Below are 15,926 nucleotides of genomic sequence, written 5' to 3'. Positions count from 1 at the left end.
AATGAAGGGGAAAAAGGTATTAATTACAAGCGGTGGTTGTTTAGAAAAATGGGATCAAGTACGCGGACATACGAATATGGCTAAAGGTACGATTGGAAGAATAATCGCAGAAGAACTTATAGCTAAAGGGGCACACGTTATATATTTACACGGTTATTTCGCTGAGAAACCGAACGATGTAAATAGAGGATTAGAATTACATCCATTTGAGGGAATTGTTGATTTGCAAGATAAAATGAAAAGTATCATTACGCATGAAAAAGTCGATGCGGTTATTATGGCAGCGGCTGGATCAGATTGGGTTGTGGAAAAGATTTGTGATCAAGATGGCAATGTTCTTAATATGAATGGGAAAATTTCAAGTGATATAGCACCAATTATACATTTTCAAAAAGCTCCAAAAGTTTTGAAGCAAATAAAACAATGGGATCCGGAAACAGTACTCGTTGGTTTTAAGCTTGAAAGTGATTTAAGTGAAGAAGAACTGTTTGAGAGAGCGAAAAATAGAATGAAAGAAGCAAAGGCGAATGTAATGATAGCAAATTCACCACATTCTTTATATTCGCGCGGGGCTGTACACTATGTAATTGGACAAGATGGTAAAGGAAAGTTATGTAAAGGGAAAGATGAAACAGCGAAAGAAATTGTCAAAAGCTTAGAGATATTATGTAATCGTATTACTGCTTTGTAAAATTAAGTTTTTAGATAAGAATGAATCCGCATAGTATATGGGTAAGCGAAACTTTAATTAGTGGGAATTTTACTTTTACACGAATGTGAAGCATAAACCAATCAAGAGCTATACGCAGAATAATTGGTGAGGAGTGGATTCTATGGAACATTTATTAAAGCAAGCTATTAAACTTAGAAATGAAAAGAAATATGCGCAGTCTAGAGAAATACTTATAGGATTAACAAACTTTACAAAAGATGCAGAAGTACTGTACCAATGTGCATGGATACACGATGTCATGGGATTAGAAACAGAAGCAGTTCCGTATTATGAGCAGGCGATCGCAAATGGACTTGATGGTGAATCCCTTTGCGGTGCCTATATCGGTTTAGGGAGTACATATCGTTGCATTGGAGAGTATGAAAAGGCAATTGTGGTACTAGAAGCTGGAGTAAAGAAATTCCCTGAGAACGATCCGATGAGAGTATTTTTATCATTAGCAAAGTATAATGTAAACGAACATGAATCCGCAATGAAATTATTACTTGAAACAGTCGTGAAAGTAGATGAAGTAAAAGAATTTGAACGTGCTATTTCATTTTATAAAGACCACTTAAACGAGGTGTTTAAATAAAGGAGTGAACGTATGAGTGTCACACTATCGCGAAGGCGAAAAGGCATTTGGATTGGACTCGTATCTTGCATTATGTTATCCAACTATTTATTGTATGCCCTTCCCATTGTACCAGCTGCTCCAAAAGAAGTAGTGCTTGGGTCATTATTAGATTGTATGTTTGTAATTCCAGTCATTACGTATTTCTTTATTATTCGAAAAAGATACTCGTTAACGTATATCTTTCCTGTCGTAATAGCTGGATATATATTTGCGAGATTTATAATTCCAAGCGACTATTTACAAGCTTTTTCATTCGTTTCTTATATAGTAGTGACGGGGGAAATTGCATTTGTAGCTTTACAATTGTTCCTTCTATATAAAATCGTGACAATGCTTCCTAAAATAATTAATAAATATAAAGCACATAAAAAAGAGTATTCTTCATTCTCTTATTCAATTGATGCAGCATTTGATGACACTATGAAAAGAAGTAAGGTTATAAATATCATGCTTACTGAGTGTAAGCTAATCTATTATGCGTTATTATCTTGGCGTGCAAAAGTACCAGATGACGAATTTACCTATTCTTACCATAAAAACACCGGTGCTATAGGTGTTTATATCATGATAATTCACGCAACAGCAATTGAAAGTATCGGTTTTCATTATTTACTTCATCAATGGAATCCAGTAATAGCTTGGATTTTACTTATTTTAAACGTATATGCGATGATTTATTTTATAGCTGAAATACAAGCGATACGTAAAAATCCAATTATCATAACAGAAAAACAAGTAATGATTCAAATCGGATTAGGAAAGAAAATCGTTTTGCCATTTACACAAATTGATAATATTACGTTCTACAAGGGGGAATCACTAACAGCAAAAGAAGAGAAAGAGGTATTGGATGCAACTGTTATGGAGTTCATAAAAGAACCTGCTACTTTTGAAATAACGTTAAAAGAGCCAGTAAAAGCGCAGGTGTTATATGGTTTTTCTAAAACAGTAAATCGTGTGCACTTAAATGTTGATGAGGAACGGAAATTTTATAATGCGATTTCTGAAAGGTTAAAACTTATAAGTCATGAATAGTGAAAAACTCCTTCTAAAATAAGAGGGAGTTTTATTGTGTAATTGTAGACAACAATATAAACAACTATATACTTCTTAATTGCTATATAAATGGATATAATTAAGGATAGAAATAGCATAAGGGGAACAAAATAATGAATCAATTACGTACATCAAAAATTGAAATTACAGAAAGAAAAATTCGGTATGATTCGACAATAGTGGATTACGATTACTTATTGCTGAAAAAACAATCGGAAAGTATCGTGTTATTTCACGAGGTCCAGTATTCATTTACAATGACGGCACACGATACAAAGTTAACTATTCAAAAAGGAAGTTACACAATTGCATACTACTGGGAAGATCGTCCTTACAATTTATACGTATGGAGAGATAAGGAAGGGAATTATGTAGGTGCCTATTTTAATATCGTAAAAAATACACAAATAACAGAAGAAGTAGTTTCCTTCGAAGATTTAATTATCGATATTATGGTACTTCCAAATGGAGAATATTTCATATTAGATGAGGATGAATTACCGGAGCCGATAGAAAACTTTGAAGATGGATTTGTAAAAGAAGCTCTTCATACATTGACGGATACCATTCAAGAGTTGCTTCCTAAAATTATAATAGAAACTGCTACTATCTTTAAAAATAAATAATGTTCATTAAAACCTAGTTGACTTATCGGAAATATTTGTATAATATGTAGTTAATTCTATAACAAGTGGCTGATTGGAGAAACCAAAGGCATTTTATCTATTGATAAAATGCCTTTGGTTTTTTTATTAGTTACATAACAGCATAATCAATTAATCCAAATGATTCATAGTAGGGAGGGTGAACGTGTGACAGTTTCAATTAAAGGGGTATCTAAGAAATTTGCGAAAGCGGTAGGTAGTGTTCAAGTATTAGAGAATATTAATTTTCAATTAGAGAAAGGGGATTTTGTTACAATAATTGGTCCGAGTGGGTGCGGAAAAAGTACATTATTAAAAATTGTTGCAGGTTTAGATAATGATTTTGAAGGGGAAGTTGCTATTGATGGCGAGCGCATCGTAAAACCAAGTAAGAAACAAGGTTTTATTTTTCAAGAACATAGGCTTTTTCCATGGTTAACAGTTGAAGAAAATATAGCGGCAGATTTGTCGTTAAAAGATAAGTATGTGAAAGATAAAGTGAGAGAATGGGTTGAAATCGTTCGGTTAGATGGCTTTGAAAAATCGTATCCGAAAGAAATTTCAGGTGGGATGTCACAACGTGTTGCGATAGCAAGAGCTTTGTTAAGAGATCCGAATGTATTATTACTTGATGAACCTTTTGGAGCGCTGGATGCGTTTACTCGAAGTCATTTACAAGAAGTATTGCTAAATATTTGGGAGCAGAAGAAAACAACAATGATATTCGTTACACATGATATAGATGAAGCGATATATCTTTCAAACCGAATCATCATTATGAGTGCAAAACCAGGGGAAATACATAAAGTGATTGAAAATAAGTTGCCTTATCCGCGAAATAAAACTTCACAATCGTTCCAACAACTTCGAACGAAAGTATTACAGCAGTTTGAATATGGGGGATTGATTCAAACAAGTATATAGGAAAAGGGTGATTTTATATGTATAAAAAATTTATAGTTCTTTCTTTTGCTTTAGCTATATCAGTATTTTTATTAGGATGCGAAAAAAGTACAGCAAGTAGTAAGAAAGAAGATGTAACAATACAAATTGGTATACAGCAAGGATTAAGTCCACTATTACTAGCAAAGAAAAAGGGGTGGTTTGAAGAGGAGTTTAAAAAAGAAGGAGTTAAAGTGAAATGGACAGAGTTCCAAAGTGGACCTCCTTATTTTGAAGCAATCGCATCAAACCGATTAGATTTTGGTGAAGTAGGGAATTCTCCAGTCATTTCAGCGCAAGCAGCAGGTATTGGATTTACCGAAATCGCCAATACAAGTTATGCGAGAAAAGGAACTGGAATTCTCGTTCAAAAAGATAGCAAGATTGCGAGTATAAAAGATTTAAAAGGTAAAAAAATTGCAGTAGCAAAAGGAAGTAGTGCCTTTAATTTATTATATCGAGCACTTGATAAAGAAGGTATTGATGCAAAAGATGTAAATGTCATTCAATTACAACCAGATGAAGCGCAGCCTGCATTCGAATCAGGATCAGTAGATGCATGGGCGATTTGGGATCCATTTATTTCGTTACATACGGTAAATAAGGGCGCGAAAGTGATTGCAGATGGTGAAACATTAGATGTCTCTTCACCAGAATTTTTAATTACGAGAACAAAATTTGCGAAAGAACATCCAGAATTAGTTGAGAAATTTCTCAAAGTTTATGAGAAAGCACGTGTATGGCAAGATGCTAACTTAGATGAAGCAATAAAAGTATACACTTCTGTAAAAAAGATAGATGCGGAAATCGTAAAAGAAGTTTTTAATCACGACAAACCAATTTTAGTTCCGGTAACGAAGGAAATAATAGCAGAGCAACAAAAGACAGCGAAATTTCAATATAAGCTCGGTTCTATAAAGAAAGAAATTAAGACGGAAAAAGTTGTAGATAATTCTTTCGTAGAAAAAGCGTTGAAAGCGAAGTGAAAAGAGGTTTTGTAAAGTGGAAAATACGAAAGCTGTTATGAAATCAGCGAGTATAATGATTGAGAAAAACAGCGTAAAGAAGGTGCGGAAGTTAAATATAAAAGTTTTAGTAAGGGCGATTACTATACCGGTTATTATATTAATAATTTGGCAGTTGGCTGGCGTATTCGGTCTTGTCACTAAAACAGTTTTACCAACACCATTAGATATTTTTCTAGCTTTCCAAGAGCTTATTAAAACAGGAGAGTTATTCGGCCATTTAAGTATTAGTGTATTCAGGGCCGCAGCTGGTTTCTTTATTGGCGGGGGCTTAGGGGTTATTTTAGGAACGATTGTTGGATTTTCAACGAGAAGTGAGCAATATTTAGATCCATCTGTGCAAATGTTAAGAACTGTACCTCATTTAGCTGTTGCGCCGCTTTTCGTATTATGGTTTGGTTTTGGCGAAACATCGAAAGTATTATTAATTGCGGACGGTGCATTTTTTCCTTTATACGTAAATGCGTTTTTAGGGATACGAGGTGTAGACTCAAAGTTATTTGATGTTGCGAGAGTATTAGAGTTTAATAAACGAAAATTAATTACGAAACTAATTTTACCAGCTGCATTGCCTAACCTTTTACTAGGAGCAAGGTTATCGTTAGGTGTTGCATGGGTGAGTTTAGTAGTAGCAGAACTTATGGGATCTACAGAAGGTATCGGTTATATGATTATGGATGCAAGGCAATTTTCAAATACAGATATCGTATTTGTCGGTATTATAATCTTTGCATTCGTCGGGAAGTTTTCTGATTCACTCGTCCGTTTACTAGAAGTGAAGTTTTTAAGGTGGCGAGATAGTTTTAAAGGTGAGACAGGGAATTAATATGTAAATTATTAGGGGTAATTTATATACAGATTTTTAGTTTGCGTTTCAAAATAAATAAGGGGTGTGCAAGAGTATGGAAATATTATGGTTTATTCCGGCTTATGGAGATGGTCGATATTTAGGAACGACAAAACGAGGAAGAGCAGCTGAGTATGGTTATTATAAACAAGTTGCTGAGGCGGCTGATTATTTAGGATATACGGGTGTTTTACTTCCAACTGGTCAAGGATGTGAAGACCCTTGGGTGTTAGCTTCAGCTCTTGCTGCTGAAACAGAAAAACTAAAATTTTTAGTAGCAGTGAGACCAGGATTAATGTCACCTACAGTTGCAGCGAGGATGGCATCTACATTTGATAGAATTTCAGATGGTCGATTACTTATTAATGTAGTAGCTGGAGGAGATCCCGTTGAACTACAAGGAGATGGATTGTATCTTGAACATGACGAAAGGTATGAAGCAGCGGATGAATTTTTAAAAGTTTGGAAATCGACCTTGCAAGGTGAAACGATCTCATTAGAAGGAAAACATATTAAAGTTACAGAAAGTAAAGTCGTGTTCCCGCCAGTCCAAACACCGTATCCTCCTATATATTTCGGAGGGTCATCAGCTGCTGGAAAAGAAGTTGCAGCTGAACATAGTGATGTATATTTAACGTGGGGAGAGCCACCTCAGCAAGTAAAAGAGAAAATAGAGGAAGTAAGAAAACTTGCAGAAGAGAAGGGGCGTACGGTACGATTCGGTATCAGGTTGCACGTAATTGTAAGAGAAACAGAAGAAGAAGCATGGGAAGAGGCAGAACGTTTAATTCAATATGTAGATAATCAAACGATTGAGCTTGCTCAAAAGACATTTGCAAGATATGATTCAGTTGGCCAAAAACGGATGACATATTTAAATAAAGGAACAAGGGAGTCGTTAGAGATAAGCCCAAACTTATGGGCTGGAATCGGACTTGTAAGAGGTGGTGCAGGCACTGCACTTGTAGGAGATCCGCAAACGGTAGCGGAAAGAATAAAAGAATATGAAGCGTTAGGAATTGATACATTTGTTTTATCGGGATATCCTCATTTAGAAGAGGCATATGAAGTGGCAGAACTGTTATTCCCTTTATTGAAAGATGAGAAGAAACAAGAAAATAAAATTGTTGGTGAAATGATAGCTGATGCATTTGCATTAAAAAAATAATGAGAAAAAACCCGCAAGCGATTCGCATGCGGGTTTTCATCGTAAACTATCAGAAAATATGGTAAAATTAAATAGTAACTTAAGGTACGGTTGGTTGTTCAATTATCACTTCTCCGAATAGGAGGGGGGTGATAATACATGAGTGAAATAGCGTTGCTACTGCAGGGTGGACTGTTTCTCGTTGCATTGTTAACGTTCGTCGTTGTTTTAATAGACAAGCTCAAAAAATAACAACCCACCTAAGCCAATAGAATGTGGGTTGTTTTGTTTGTAAGAAACAAATAGGATAAGTGAACAATCCAATCTGCTAAGTTACGTGGACTAGTGTGTAGCCGCACACTAGTCTTTTTTATTTATATACAATTTATAATTAGTTTATGTGATTGTATTGTTCTTTTCATACTCATTATAACACAGTGTCTTTTCATGAAGAAAGGAGACCGTATGTTCTGATTTTGATTAAATAGTAGATGATGTTTCTTTAAATAACCCATCCATATACTGTTTTAAAGTTTGGACATAAAATTCTTGCTTATTCACATTATTTACGCCGACAATTGGCGATGCAAGTTCATATCGCTTTTCTGATAAATGAACGACAACATCAAAGATGTCAAACAAACGAATGAAGCAGAATAGGCCGTCTTTATCGCTAAGTAAAATAAAGTAATGGTTTTCACTATTTGTATTTAATGTATTCCATAATGAACTTTTGCTTAAGTCACGAACAATACTCTTTTCTTTTAATTCCATGAAATCGGCATTTGATAGAATATTAGAAATATCAATTGCATCTGGATCTTCAAAGTAGCCATCAATTGTTTGTACAGCGAAAGCGTAAGCCATTTTTAATACGCTCATTTTGTATTTACGGTTATCTAAAAGTAATTCACGTTGAATAGAGCTAGCTACTTTCGTTACACGTTCTTCTTTCCAAATTTCATTATGTAGAGAAATATCGTGCTTTTTACATAGTTTCATAATTAATGCATTGGAATAAAGTATTTCATCACTTACTTCAACAACATCTGTTTCAGCCGCCGCAAGTTCCTCACCATGCTCATTTGTATAGAGAGGGGAGTCGATTTGTTTTTTCATTTGCTCAATCTTAAATTGACTTAATTTATGCCTAATTAAAGGGCGATCAATATTTGTTGTCATTTGTTCATGACAAGTATCACAAATTGAGTTTGTGAAATAATAGCCACATAATATTTCTGGGATGACATATTGTTCACTCAGTTCTTTCGTATCTTTTCTGCAAATGATGCATTGTGTCATTTTTATCACCTTTACCTGCAAATTTGTATGTATTCTCATTGTAGTGTATTTATTGGTATTTTGGAATATTGTAAAGGAAAATATTATGTGAAATTAAAGTTTAATTTGGTACAATAAAGAGAAGTGCTAGTTTAAAGGAGGACGTTTGTTTGAAATCGAAAGTGCACTTTTGGACATTAGAAGTGCTAATGGTTGTAGGAATCATATTTATTTGCACAAAAATATCGTTTCTATTTCAACCGATTGGTATCTTCATATCAACATTGTTTTTCCCAATCTTAATCGCGCTTTTTTTATACTTCATATTTAATCCTGTATTAGTCTTTTTGGAGAATAAAAAAGTACCTAGAAATTTAGCGATTCTACTGTTATATCTTTTTATCATCACATTAACTGCGGTTGGCGTTGGAGTAGTTGTTCCGACGATTTCACAACAGTTAATGGATTTAGTGAAAAATATGCCAGGGTATATAAAAGAGGGAAAAGTATACATACAAGATTTATCACATCACAGATTGTTTGAATGGTTATCTACACAAAATTACGTTTCCATTGAAACAATTGAAAAAAATGCAATTGAATACTTAAAGGATATACCAAATACAATTACGTCGAGTGCAACGGCTTTATTTGGTATCATCACGAACGTTGCGTTAGTTATCTTTACAGTACCGTTCATTTTATTTTACATGTTTAAAGATGGGCATGCCTTTCCAGGAAAAGCGGTTAGCTTATTACCAGAGTCTTACCGTGAAGAAGGACTTCGTATCATAAAGGAAACGAATGAAACGTTATCTGCATATATTCAAGGGCAAGCGCTCGTTTGTATATTTGTTGGTGCTTTTACTTTCATCGGTTATTTAATTATCGATTTACCGTACGCTTTTGTTTTAGGAATTATTGCAGCATTTACAAATATCATTCCTAACTTAGGTCCATTTATCGGTGCGGCACCAGCTGTTATTGTAGGTTTGTTCGTATCTCCGATGCAAGCATTGTACGTAATTATTATTGTTACAATAGTACAACAGTTTGAAAGTAATATTATTTCACCACGTATTATGAGTTCGAAATTAAATATTCACCCGTTAACAATTATTATCTTAATTTTAGGGGTAGGTAATTTCGCGGGAATTATCGGAATGATTTTAGCAGTACCAGTTTATGCAGTAACAAAAACAGTTGTTTCAAACTTAGTAAGATTGTTTAAAACGAAACGAAATAATCGAAAATAGTATATGTTGAGGAAGATACACCGCTTTTTAAGTGGTGTATCTTTCGTTTGTTAATCAATATAAAAAAGTGTATTAATGCGATTTTATTATATGTTTTTTATATATCAAATTTAACGGTAAACTTGTGGGATTTAAGGTCTATAAAACTATGTGGAATCCCTCTGAACTATCCAAATCATTTCTTTACACCGTACTATCAACATCATAATCGACTCCTTTCAAGTTAATTCATATAAACTATAGGTGAGTGTAATATTTACTTTTACAATCACGAATTTCATCAATAATTTGTTTATACTGTTGCTCTTGTTTTAATTCATTTTGAGAAATCGTTTCTTTTTGAATCGTAATAGTTAAAAAGAAAAGGTGAAACTTCATATGTGAATTCCTCCTTTCAAATGGGAATTACAAATGACTACAGTAATGACTCTGTCTTTCTTTTACATAATCCATAGCTTGATTAATTTGACGTTCGTGAAGCATTTCAGTTTCAGAAAAATTATGTTTTTGAATGGTAATGGTTAAATAGAATACTTTAAATTTCATTAGATTTTTACCCCTTTATAAGTTATTTAGAACAGACGATTGTAAAAAGAAGATTGAAGCTCTTTTACTTCGTCCATAGTAGTTTGAACGTGTTGATCGTGTAAAACCTCATTTTGTGAAAGTTTACGCTTTTGAATGGTAATGGTTAAAAACAATGCTTTAAATTTCATTGAATTATTACCCCTTTTGGATTTATTTAGAACAGACGATTGTAAAAAGAAGATTGAAGCTCTTTTACTTCGTCCATAGTAGTTTGAACGTGTTGATCGTGTAAAACCTCATTTTGTGAAAGCTTACGTTTTTGAAGGGTAATGGTTAAAAAGAATGCTTTAAATTTCATGAAGATATTGCTCCTTTAAAATATATTTTTAATACATTTGTGTATAGTATGAAATTTTAATGTCAGTTATTTTATCAGTTGTTTGTTTTACTTGTTGTTTACGAATGATTTCATCTTCAGATAAAGTGTTTTTCTGAAGTGCAGTCGTAAAAAAGAAAACATGAAAAGTCATAAATGAATTCCTCCTTTCGAAAAGGAATTACAGGTGATCACAATAAAGCACTTGGCGCTCCTTAACATCATCCATAGCTTTTTGAATTCGCGCATTATGAAGCAGTTCCGTATTGGAACGTCTATTTCTTTGAATCGTAATACTTAAAAACAATACGCTAATAGTCATTGAATGTTGCTCCTTTCTTTAAAAAATAATGTAAGAGACTAAAAAACCGCACAAAAAAACCACAGGAAGATACAGTTCTCCTACGGCTGGGCGTGAAAAAGCCACAGGAAAGTATACGACCTCCTGTGGCGAATTTATGAATTAAAAGAAATAATATACGATCTTCAATTCTCCATTAGGGTGGTCGAATTCATATTCAATTGTCCGAAAAACAAAGGTGCAGCTAACGCAAAAGTTAATGCATGTAATTGTAATTTCATCATTTTCTTCGACCTCCTTTTAGAATTTTTTTCTTACGTTAGTAATTATATACAATTAATGGATAATTGTAAACCTAAAAATTGAAAATTTTTAATTTTGATTAAAATGCTTATATTTAAAAGGGATTTGAAAAGCAGTATAGTAAGTAACGAAATATCGATAAAAATGGGGGATGCTAAATGAAATATATGCATCGTAATGTGCTCGTTATGCTAACAATTTTTTTATTTATGACGGCTTGTTCTAACGGAGAAAGAATAAAAGATATATCTGATGTTAGGTCAGATGATTTTAAGAAATATACTGGAACGTACGTTGGTAATAATTCAGATGTGGTTGCAATTGTTAAAAATTTACCCGGTGGTGGAACAGTTCAAAGTATAAGTTTAGAAAATGAAAGTATAAAAGTGAACTATGGCGTAAAAGAGAGTGGGACTCTTACAGAAGAAATGATTGAGACGTATTGGTTTGATGGGAAGGATACGATGAAGAAGAATTTTCTCTTTAATGCTATATATCTAGTGATTTTAGTACCAAATGCAAAAGCGTATGAGTTTCAAATAGAAAATAAAAACTTTAAGATAACGAGGGAAGAAATGTTATCAATTTTGCATAGGAAATTCGATGATTTTCCAAAAGAAAAAGATATATGGGATAAAAATAAAGTTATAAAGTTTTTTAAGGGCAATGAAGAAAAAATTAAAATGCTTGTGAATGATAAAGATTTTAGGCAATCTTTATTTGCTAAATATCCAGTGAAGCAGTTGGAATAATTGTTGAAACTACGAGTTTTTTTAGGGAATCATTCTTAAATGAATGATTCCTTTTTATGTATAAGAAATTTATGGAAAAAACATTTGTAATGTGATATGGTTAATTACATAAGTAATGAACCTATGAACCTAAGGTGGTGAAATTGTGAAACCTACTCTAGAACAAAATAAGTTAATATACTTACAAATTGCGGAAACTATTGAATCTGATATTTTAAAAGATATATTGCTTGAAGAAGAACAAGTTCCATCGACAAATCAATTTGCAAAGATGTTACAAATAAATCCAGCTACTGCAGCTAAAGGGGTAAATGTATTAGTAGATGAGGGGATTCTATATAAAAAGAGAGGGATCGGGATGTTTGTTGCAAAGGGAGCAAAAGAAGTCGTACTAAAAAAAAGACAAAATACTTTTATGACAGAGTATTTACCTAAAGTGTGGGAAGAAGCAAAAGTACTAGAAATATCAAAAGGCGAATTGATGGATATGATACAAAAAATTACGAAGGAGGGGAAAGCGTAATGTTTGCACTTGAAACGAAAGATTTAACGAAAAAATATAAAAAGAAAATAGCTGTAAATGAAGTAACTATTTCATTGGAAGAGCATAAAATATATGGTTTGCTTGGAAGGAACGGAGCAGGGAAAACGACACTATTAAATTTACTCGCAGGACAAATTATTTCAAGTAGTGGAAATGTATCAATATTAGGTGAAAATGTATTTGAAAATAGTAAAGCGATGCAAAATATTTGTTTTGTTAGAGTGAAAGAAGAAGCTCATTTAAGTTATAAAGTAAGAGAAATTTTTAAGATGTGTAGCATGTTTTATAAAAATTGGGATGGAGAGTACGCTGAAAAACTTGCTGATAAGTTTCAGCTTAATATGACAGAGAAATACCATAAACTATCACATGGTATGCAAACAGTCGTTGGAATAATACAAGGACTAGCAAGTAGAGCACCAATTACTATTTTTGATGAACCAACTACAGGTTTAGACGCAGCGCATCGTGAGTTGTTTTATAGTTTACTATTAGAAGATTATGGTGAGCATCCTCGAACAATTATATTATCAACACATTTAGTAGAAGAAGTAACTCATGTAATTGAAGAGATAATCATCATAAAAGAAGGAAGATTAGTTGTTCAATCATCAGTGGAAGATTTATTACAACAAGGACATATTATTTCGGGGAAAAAAGATAAAGTGGATGAGTTCTCAATTAATAAAAAAGTTTTAAATCGAGAAGTTTATGGGAACAAAGGCATTACTGTTATATGGGAAGAGCTTTCTAATGAAGATTATTATTCTGTTGAAAAAGAGGGATTAGTAGTTGATAGAATTACATTACAAAAACTATTTATTCATATAACTGGTGGTGAAGTGAAATGACGATGATAATGAAGCAGTTAAAGTTACATATAAAATTTCATTATAAAGCAATTTTAATATTTTGGATTACAGCTTTACTTATAAAAGGAATCACAAGTGTAATGGAGTTAAAAGAAATAAGAGAAGGATTTTTACAACATATATTAAATAATCCTTCGATTGTAATTACATTGTTTATAGTAGTAAGTACTTTTATTATACAGGATGATGTGTTTCGTTTAGCAGTTTCATTTGGAGTAACGAGATTACAGTTTTTCATTGGATCAGTTTGCTATATCATATTACAAGCTGCGGTTTTCTCATTCCTTCAAGTGATTGTTTTACAAAATACATTGTATAGAGCAGTAAATATTAGTTTAGGAGAACACTCAGTTAAACAGTTTATTGTACAACTATTATTGTATGTTACAATTGCAACTTTTTTTCAAGTAGCAGTAGTGATTAAGAAACGTTTTAAGTGGATTGGTCTTATGATAGGCGGAACATTTTTTATATCATTGAATAGTGTACTTTATGCAGAAGTAGGAATACAGGATTTAAATTCTACATCTAATCTATCTTTAATAGATATCCCATACTTTATTGTCATTTCAATTGTTTTAACTATCGTCTATATCGTGACTAGCGGTATATTTATTCGAAAAGTATCATTTGAGCAAACCATTTAAAGTGTAATTAAATATATATTTTGGGAGAGTAGGAAAAACAAATGGGAGACACTTCTTCACTAATAACCGTCTTTGTATGCATTGCACTACTAATATTTTGGCGTCGTTACCGTTCTATGTACAAACCGATAAAAGGAACAGGAAAACGAATTTTGTGGCCATTACTATTTTTAACGCCAGGGATAATATGGTTTTTTGGTCCCGTACATCCAGCTATTTTACAAGTAGTTTTAGCAGCATGCATTGGGATTCTTTTCGCCGTACCACTTATAATTTTAACAAATTACGAACGAAGAGATGATGGGAATATTTATACGAAAAAAAGCACAGCTTTTCTAATTACTTTTATTGCACTTGTTGTTTTAAGATACGGTTCAAGGCAATATATTGTTGATTTGGATCCACAAACGATTGGTTTATTATTTTATGTCGTTGCCGTTTCGTATATTATTCCATGGAGAATTGCTTGTTATATAAAATTTAGGAAAGTTTGGCGGGAAAATAATAATCCTGCTATATGAAAACTTCTCATTTGAGAAGTTTTTTATTTTTAGATGTAAGCAAAACAATTTGTTGAAGTACAGGCTGCCATACAATATGATAAATATAAAAAATTAAGGGGAAGTAGGGGATATAAAAATGCGTACCATTTTACTTTTTCTAAAGAACATGTCCATCCATGAAATAGAGGACATTAGACTAGAGCATGATCCTTTATTCGGATTAATCCCACCGCATGTTACAATTGTATTTCCGTTTCAAAGTCCTATTTCAAATGAGGAGTTGAAATTACATATTTTGAATGTATCAAAAAAGATATATAATATAGAAATTGAATTTGCGAATCAAATAACGAGTGAAGGAGCATATTTGTTTTTCGAGTTGAAAAAGGGAAAGAACAAATAGAAGATCTACGTAATATCCTGTATACAGGACCTTTATTACAGTTTTTGAAAGAAGACATTCCGTACATCCCGCATGTAACAGTCGGGAGAAAAGAAAGTGCTGAGCTAGCTGCTGAAGTAGTTAAAAGTATTCCTAGTTTTCATGAGAAATTAAATTGTGTGATTAATAGAATTAGTGTGGAGCGAATTGGAGAGAACGAAGAGTCAATTATTGAATTTGAAGTACCATTGCAAAAAAGCTGACAAAAGTCAGCCTCTTTATTTTGTAGCATGAAGTAAAGCGCCAATCGCACCACTATAACCATTATCTTGTAAAAAGATTGGTGTTTTATTTTGATATTTTGTGTAACTACTAATAATATTTTGAAGGTGTACATTATTACATAGAGTCGAACCGATATAAATAATATGGTCAATGTTTTTTGCTTCGGCGAATGGAAGGCTTAATGCAGTAACGACTTCACCGACAAGTCCTTGTACAGTAGCAATTATATCTGAGCTACTATAATTTGAGTCTGTAATAGCGGCTTTACCAAAATTGCTTGCAGTTAAACTATTATCAATAGGAGAGAGAATACCACCATAAATATCTCCCACCGTAATATCTAGTTCTTTTCTAGAACCTATTTTTGTAAGAGGGATTACATCTTCAAAATGATCAATATTTGTTAATAATTTTGAAAGTCCCATAATAGTACCTCCGCCAACTCCAGTTCCTCCAGCTCGAATATAATGGTCATTATAAACGTAATGGATAGAAGTACCTGTACCGATATTTGTTAAAATAAAGTTGTTTATAGAATGTTTTTCTTCTTTTAATATGTATCGTACACCTGCAAGAGTAGCTTCAAATTCATTTAGCTCTACTATTGTATATGCATCCGAAAGTAGTTGTTGTAATAGTTTCGCTTTACCACCTGTAATACATATTTGTTTCATTCTATTATTGCTCTGAAGCCAATCCATAATTTTATCTTGTTCATGTGAATAAAACTTTTCAAAAGCTAATTCCTTTTTTTCATTAATATAAGCAATTTTCGTTAATGTTCCTCCAGCATCGATACCGATAGTTCTTTCCATTTTCCTACTCCTAACTACGTAATATATTTATCTTATAAGCCCAATTGGCGTGGGATAGATATCCCGGGCGG

Annotated in this window: 23 protein-coding genes and 1 pseudogene; 16 read left to right on the top strand and 8 right to left on the bottom strand. The window is 32.9% G+C overall.

Going from position 1 to position 15,926, the window contains the following annotated elements; translation table 11 throughout:
• Position 1: 1 nt before the first annotated feature.
• The 9 genes from ACUN26_RS11325 (at position 2) to ACUN26_RS11285 (ending at position 7,262) form a co-directional block, all read left to right on the top strand.
• Positions 2-691: a phosphopantothenoylcysteine decarboxylase domain-containing protein gene (locus tag ACUN26_RS11325; protein WP_000676697.1), complete on the top strand. Its 690-nt coding sequence runs from the start codon at positions 2-4 to the stop codon at positions 689-691.
• A 142-nt stretch (positions 692-833) separates the two neighbouring features.
• A complete protein-coding gene (locus tag ACUN26_RS11320; RefSeq protein ID WP_000400640.1) occupies positions 834-1,307 on the top strand; it encodes a tetratricopeptide repeat protein in 474 nt (157 codons plus the stop codon).
• A gap of 12 nt (positions 1,308-1,319) precedes the next feature.
• Entirely contained in the window at positions 1,320-2,384 is a 1,065-nt protein-coding gene (locus tag ACUN26_RS11315; protein WP_000117462.1) for a hypothetical protein, read from the top strand.
• 134 nt (positions 2,385-2,518) lie between these two features.
• Entirely contained in the window at positions 2,519-3,031 is a 513-nt protein-coding gene (locus tag ACUN26_RS11310) for a DUF402 domain-containing protein (protein WP_001072803.1), read from the top strand.
• A gap of 186 nt (positions 3,032-3,217) precedes the next feature.
• Positions 3,218-3,973 (top strand): ABC transporter ATP-binding protein, encoded by a 756-nt coding sequence (locus ACUN26_RS11305; RefSeq protein WP_002093657.1) that lies wholly within the window; start codon positions 3,218-3,220, stop codon positions 3,971-3,973.
• A gap of 17 nt (positions 3,974-3,990) precedes the next feature.
• Positions 3,991-4,977, top strand: coding sequence for an aliphatic sulfonate ABC transporter substrate-binding protein (locus ACUN26_RS11300; protein WP_000276900.1), 987 nt, complete (start codon positions 3,991-3,993; stop codon positions 4,975-4,977).
• 16 nt (positions 4,978-4,993) lie between these two features.
• On the top strand, positions 4,994-5,842 hold the full coding sequence (locus ACUN26_RS11295; protein WP_000432143.1) for an ABC transporter permease: 849 nt from the start codon (positions 4,994-4,996) through the stop codon (positions 5,840-5,842).
• A gap of 76 nt (positions 5,843-5,918) precedes the next feature.
• Positions 5,919-7,031, top strand: a complete 1,113-nt coding sequence (gene ssuD / locus ACUN26_RS11290; protein ID WP_000404867.1) for an FMNH2-dependent alkanesulfonate monooxygenase — start codon at positions 5,919-5,921, stop codon at positions 7,029-7,031.
• Positions 7,032-7,169: 138 nt separating this feature from the next.
• Positions 7,170-7,262, top strand: a complete 93-nt coding sequence (locus tag ACUN26_RS11285; RefSeq protein WP_001289320.1) for a putative holin-like toxin — start codon at positions 7,170-7,172, stop codon at positions 7,260-7,262.
• Positions 7,263-7,490: 228 nt separating this feature from the next.
• Here the strand turns inward: ACUN26_RS11285 and ACUN26_RS11280 are convergent, their stop codons facing one another.
• Complete coding sequence (locus ACUN26_RS11280; RefSeq protein WP_000189690.1) at positions 7,491-8,312, bottom strand: HNH endonuclease; 822 nt, start codon at positions 8,310-8,312, stop codon at positions 7,491-7,493.
• Positions 8,313-8,461: 149 nt separating this feature from the next.
• Between ACUN26_RS11280 and ACUN26_RS11275 the strand changes: the two genes are divergently transcribed.
• Complete coding sequence (locus ACUN26_RS11275) at positions 8,462-9,547, top strand: AI-2E family transporter (protein ID WP_000837897.1); 1,086 nt, start codon at positions 8,462-8,464, stop codon at positions 9,545-9,547.
• A 237-nt stretch (positions 9,548-9,784) separates the two neighbouring features.
• Here ACUN26_RS11275 and ACUN26_RS11270 read toward each other — a convergent pair whose 3' ends face one another.
• The 6 genes from ACUN26_RS11270 to ACUN26_RS11245 are packed head-to-tail and all read right to left on the bottom strand — an operon-like array spanning position 9,785 to position 10,773.
• A complete protein-coding gene (locus ACUN26_RS11270; RefSeq protein ID WP_000668494.1) occupies positions 9,785-9,925 on the bottom strand; it encodes a YrzI family small protein in 141 nt (46 codons plus the stop codon).
• Between the two features lie 27 nt (positions 9,926-9,952).
• Positions 9,953-10,093 carry a YrzI family small protein gene (locus ACUN26_RS11265; protein ID WP_000669820.1) on the bottom strand — a complete coding sequence of 47 codons (141 nt, stop codon included), beginning with the start codon at positions 10,091-10,093 and terminating at the stop codon, positions 9,953-9,955.
• Positions 10,094-10,119: 26 nt separating this feature from the next.
• Positions 10,120-10,263 carry a YrzI family small protein gene (locus ACUN26_RS11260; RefSeq protein ID WP_000669086.1) on the bottom strand — a complete coding sequence of 48 codons (144 nt, stop codon included), beginning with the start codon at positions 10,261-10,263 and terminating at the stop codon, positions 10,120-10,122.
• 26 nt (positions 10,264-10,289) lie between these two features.
• Positions 10,290-10,433, bottom strand: coding sequence for a YrzI family small protein (locus ACUN26_RS11255; RefSeq protein ID WP_000668989.1), 144 nt, complete (start codon positions 10,431-10,433; stop codon positions 10,290-10,292).
• A gap of 28 nt (positions 10,434-10,461) precedes the next feature.
• A complete protein-coding gene (locus ACUN26_RS11250; RefSeq protein ID WP_000142746.1) occupies positions 10,462-10,605 on the bottom strand; it encodes a YrzI family small protein in 144 nt (47 codons plus the stop codon).
• Positions 10,606-10,632: 27 nt separating this feature from the next.
• A complete protein-coding gene (locus tag ACUN26_RS11245) occupies positions 10,633-10,773 on the bottom strand; it encodes a YrzI family small protein (RefSeq protein WP_000156182.1) in 141 nt (46 codons plus the stop codon).
• A 440-nt stretch (positions 10,774-11,213) separates the two neighbouring features.
• Between ACUN26_RS11245 and ACUN26_RS11240 the strand changes: the two genes are divergently transcribed.
• From ACUN26_RS11240 to ACUN26_RS11215, 6 genes and pseudogenes are all read left to right on the top strand, one after another.
• Positions 11,214-11,807: a DUF4825 domain-containing protein gene (locus ACUN26_RS11240; RefSeq protein WP_000876550.1), complete on the top strand. Its 594-nt coding sequence runs from the start codon at positions 11,214-11,216 to the stop codon at positions 11,805-11,807.
• Between the two features lie 145 nt (positions 11,808-11,952).
• Positions 11,953-12,330, top strand: a complete 378-nt coding sequence (locus ACUN26_RS11235; protein ID WP_000805198.1) for a GntR family transcriptional regulator — start codon at positions 11,953-11,955, stop codon at positions 12,328-12,330.
• The gene (locus ACUN26_RS11230; RefSeq protein ID WP_000457684.1) at positions 12,330-13,202 is read left to right on the top strand and encodes an ATP-binding cassette domain-containing protein; all 873 of its coding nucleotides are present in this window, start codon (positions 12,330-12,332) and stop codon (positions 13,200-13,202) included. The genes ACUN26_RS11235 and ACUN26_RS11230 overlap by 1 nt, the downstream gene beginning before the upstream one ends.
• Positions 13,199-13,870 carry a DUF4052 family protein gene (locus tag ACUN26_RS11225; protein WP_000177831.1) on the top strand — a complete coding sequence of 224 codons (672 nt, stop codon included), beginning with the start codon at positions 13,199-13,201 and terminating at the stop codon, positions 13,868-13,870. Before ACUN26_RS11230 ends, ACUN26_RS11225 begins: the two co-directional genes overlap by 4 nt.
• 41 nt (positions 13,871-13,911) lie before the next feature.
• On the top strand, positions 13,912-14,391 hold the full coding sequence (locus ACUN26_RS11220) for a CcdC family protein (protein WP_000502991.1): 480 nt from the start codon (positions 13,912-13,914) through the stop codon (positions 14,389-14,391).
• 118 nt (positions 14,392-14,509) lie between these two features.
• Positions 14,510-15,018, top strand: a pseudogene (locus ACUN26_RS11215) (2'-5' RNA ligase family protein).
• A 15-nt stretch (positions 15,019-15,033) separates the two neighbouring features.
• Here the strand turns inward: ACUN26_RS11215 and coaW are convergent.
• The gene (coaW, locus tag ACUN26_RS11210) at positions 15,034-15,855 is read right to left on the bottom strand and encodes a type II pantothenate kinase (RefSeq protein ID WP_000442510.1); all 822 of its coding nucleotides are present in this window, start codon (positions 15,853-15,855) and stop codon (positions 15,034-15,036) included.
• Between the last annotated feature and the right edge of the window lie 71 nt (positions 15,856-15,926).

This window comes from Bacillus sp. WC2503, from assembly GCF_052682895.1.
This window is presented reverse-complemented; position numbering and strand designations above follow the sequence as displayed.

Coding starts and splice junctions, on each gene's coding strand:
- ACUN26_RS11320 (WP_000400640.1), top strand. CDS start 834: ATGGAACATTTATTAAAGCAAGCTATTAAACTTAGAAATGAAAAGAAA.
- ACUN26_RS11280 (WP_000189690.1), bottom strand. CDS start 8,312: ATGACACAATGCATCATTTGCAGAAAAGATACGAAAGAACTGAGTGAA.
- ACUN26_RS11270 (WP_000668494.1), bottom strand. CDS start 9,925: ATGAAGTTTCACCTTTTCTTTTTAACTATTACGATTCAAAAAGAAACG.
- ACUN26_RS11300 (WP_000276900.1), top strand. CDS start 3,991: ATGTATAAAAAATTTATAGTTCTTTCTTTTGCTTTAGCTATATCAGTA.
- coaW (WP_000442510.1), bottom strand. CDS start 15,855: ATGGAAAGAACTATCGGTATCGATGCTGGAGGAACATTAACGAAAATT.
- ssuD (WP_000404867.1), top strand. CDS start 5,919: ATGGAAATATTATGGTTTATTCCGGCTTATGGAGATGGTCGATATTTA.
- ACUN26_RS11230 (WP_000457684.1), top strand. CDS start 12,330: ATGTTTGCACTTGAAACGAAAGATTTAACGAAAAAATATAAAAAGAAA.
- ACUN26_RS11310 (WP_001072803.1), top strand. CDS start 2,519: ATGAATCAATTACGTACATCAAAAATTGAAATTACAGAAAGAAAAATT.
- ACUN26_RS11250 (WP_000142746.1), bottom strand. CDS start 10,605: ATGACTTTTCATGTTTTCTTTTTTACGACTGCACTTCAGAAAAACACT.
- ACUN26_RS11255 (WP_000668989.1), bottom strand. CDS start 10,433: ATGAAATTTAAAGCATTCTTTTTAACCATTACCCTTCAAAAACGTAAG.
- ACUN26_RS11240 (WP_000876550.1), top strand. CDS start 11,214: ATGAAATATATGCATCGTAATGTGCTCGTTATGCTAACAATTTTTTTA.
- ACUN26_RS11245 (WP_000156182.1), bottom strand. CDS start 10,773: ATGACTATTAGCGTATTGTTTTTAAGTATTACGATTCAAAGAAATAGA.
- ACUN26_RS11220 (WP_000502991.1), top strand. CDS start 13,912: ATGGGAGACACTTCTTCACTAATAACCGTCTTTGTATGCATTGCACTA.
- ACUN26_RS11315 (WP_000117462.1), top strand. CDS start 1,320: ATGAGTGTCACACTATCGCGAAGGCGAAAAGGCATTTGGATTGGACTC.
- ACUN26_RS11225 (WP_000177831.1), top strand. CDS start 13,199: ATGACGATGATAATGAAGCAGTTAAAGTTACATATAAAATTTCATTAT.
- ACUN26_RS11265 (WP_000669820.1), bottom strand. CDS start 10,093: ATGAAATTTAAAGTATTCTATTTAACCATTACCATTCAAAAACATAAT.
- ACUN26_RS11260 (WP_000669086.1), bottom strand. CDS start 10,263: ATGAAATTTAAAGCATTGTTTTTAACCATTACCATTCAAAAGCGTAAA.
- ACUN26_RS11325 (WP_000676697.1), top strand. CDS start 2: ATGAAGGGGAAAAAGGTATTAATTACAAGCGGTGGTTGTTTAGAAAAA.
- ACUN26_RS11285 (WP_001289320.1), top strand. CDS start 7,170: ATGAGTGAAATAGCGTTGCTACTGCAGGGTGGACTGTTTCTCGTTGCA.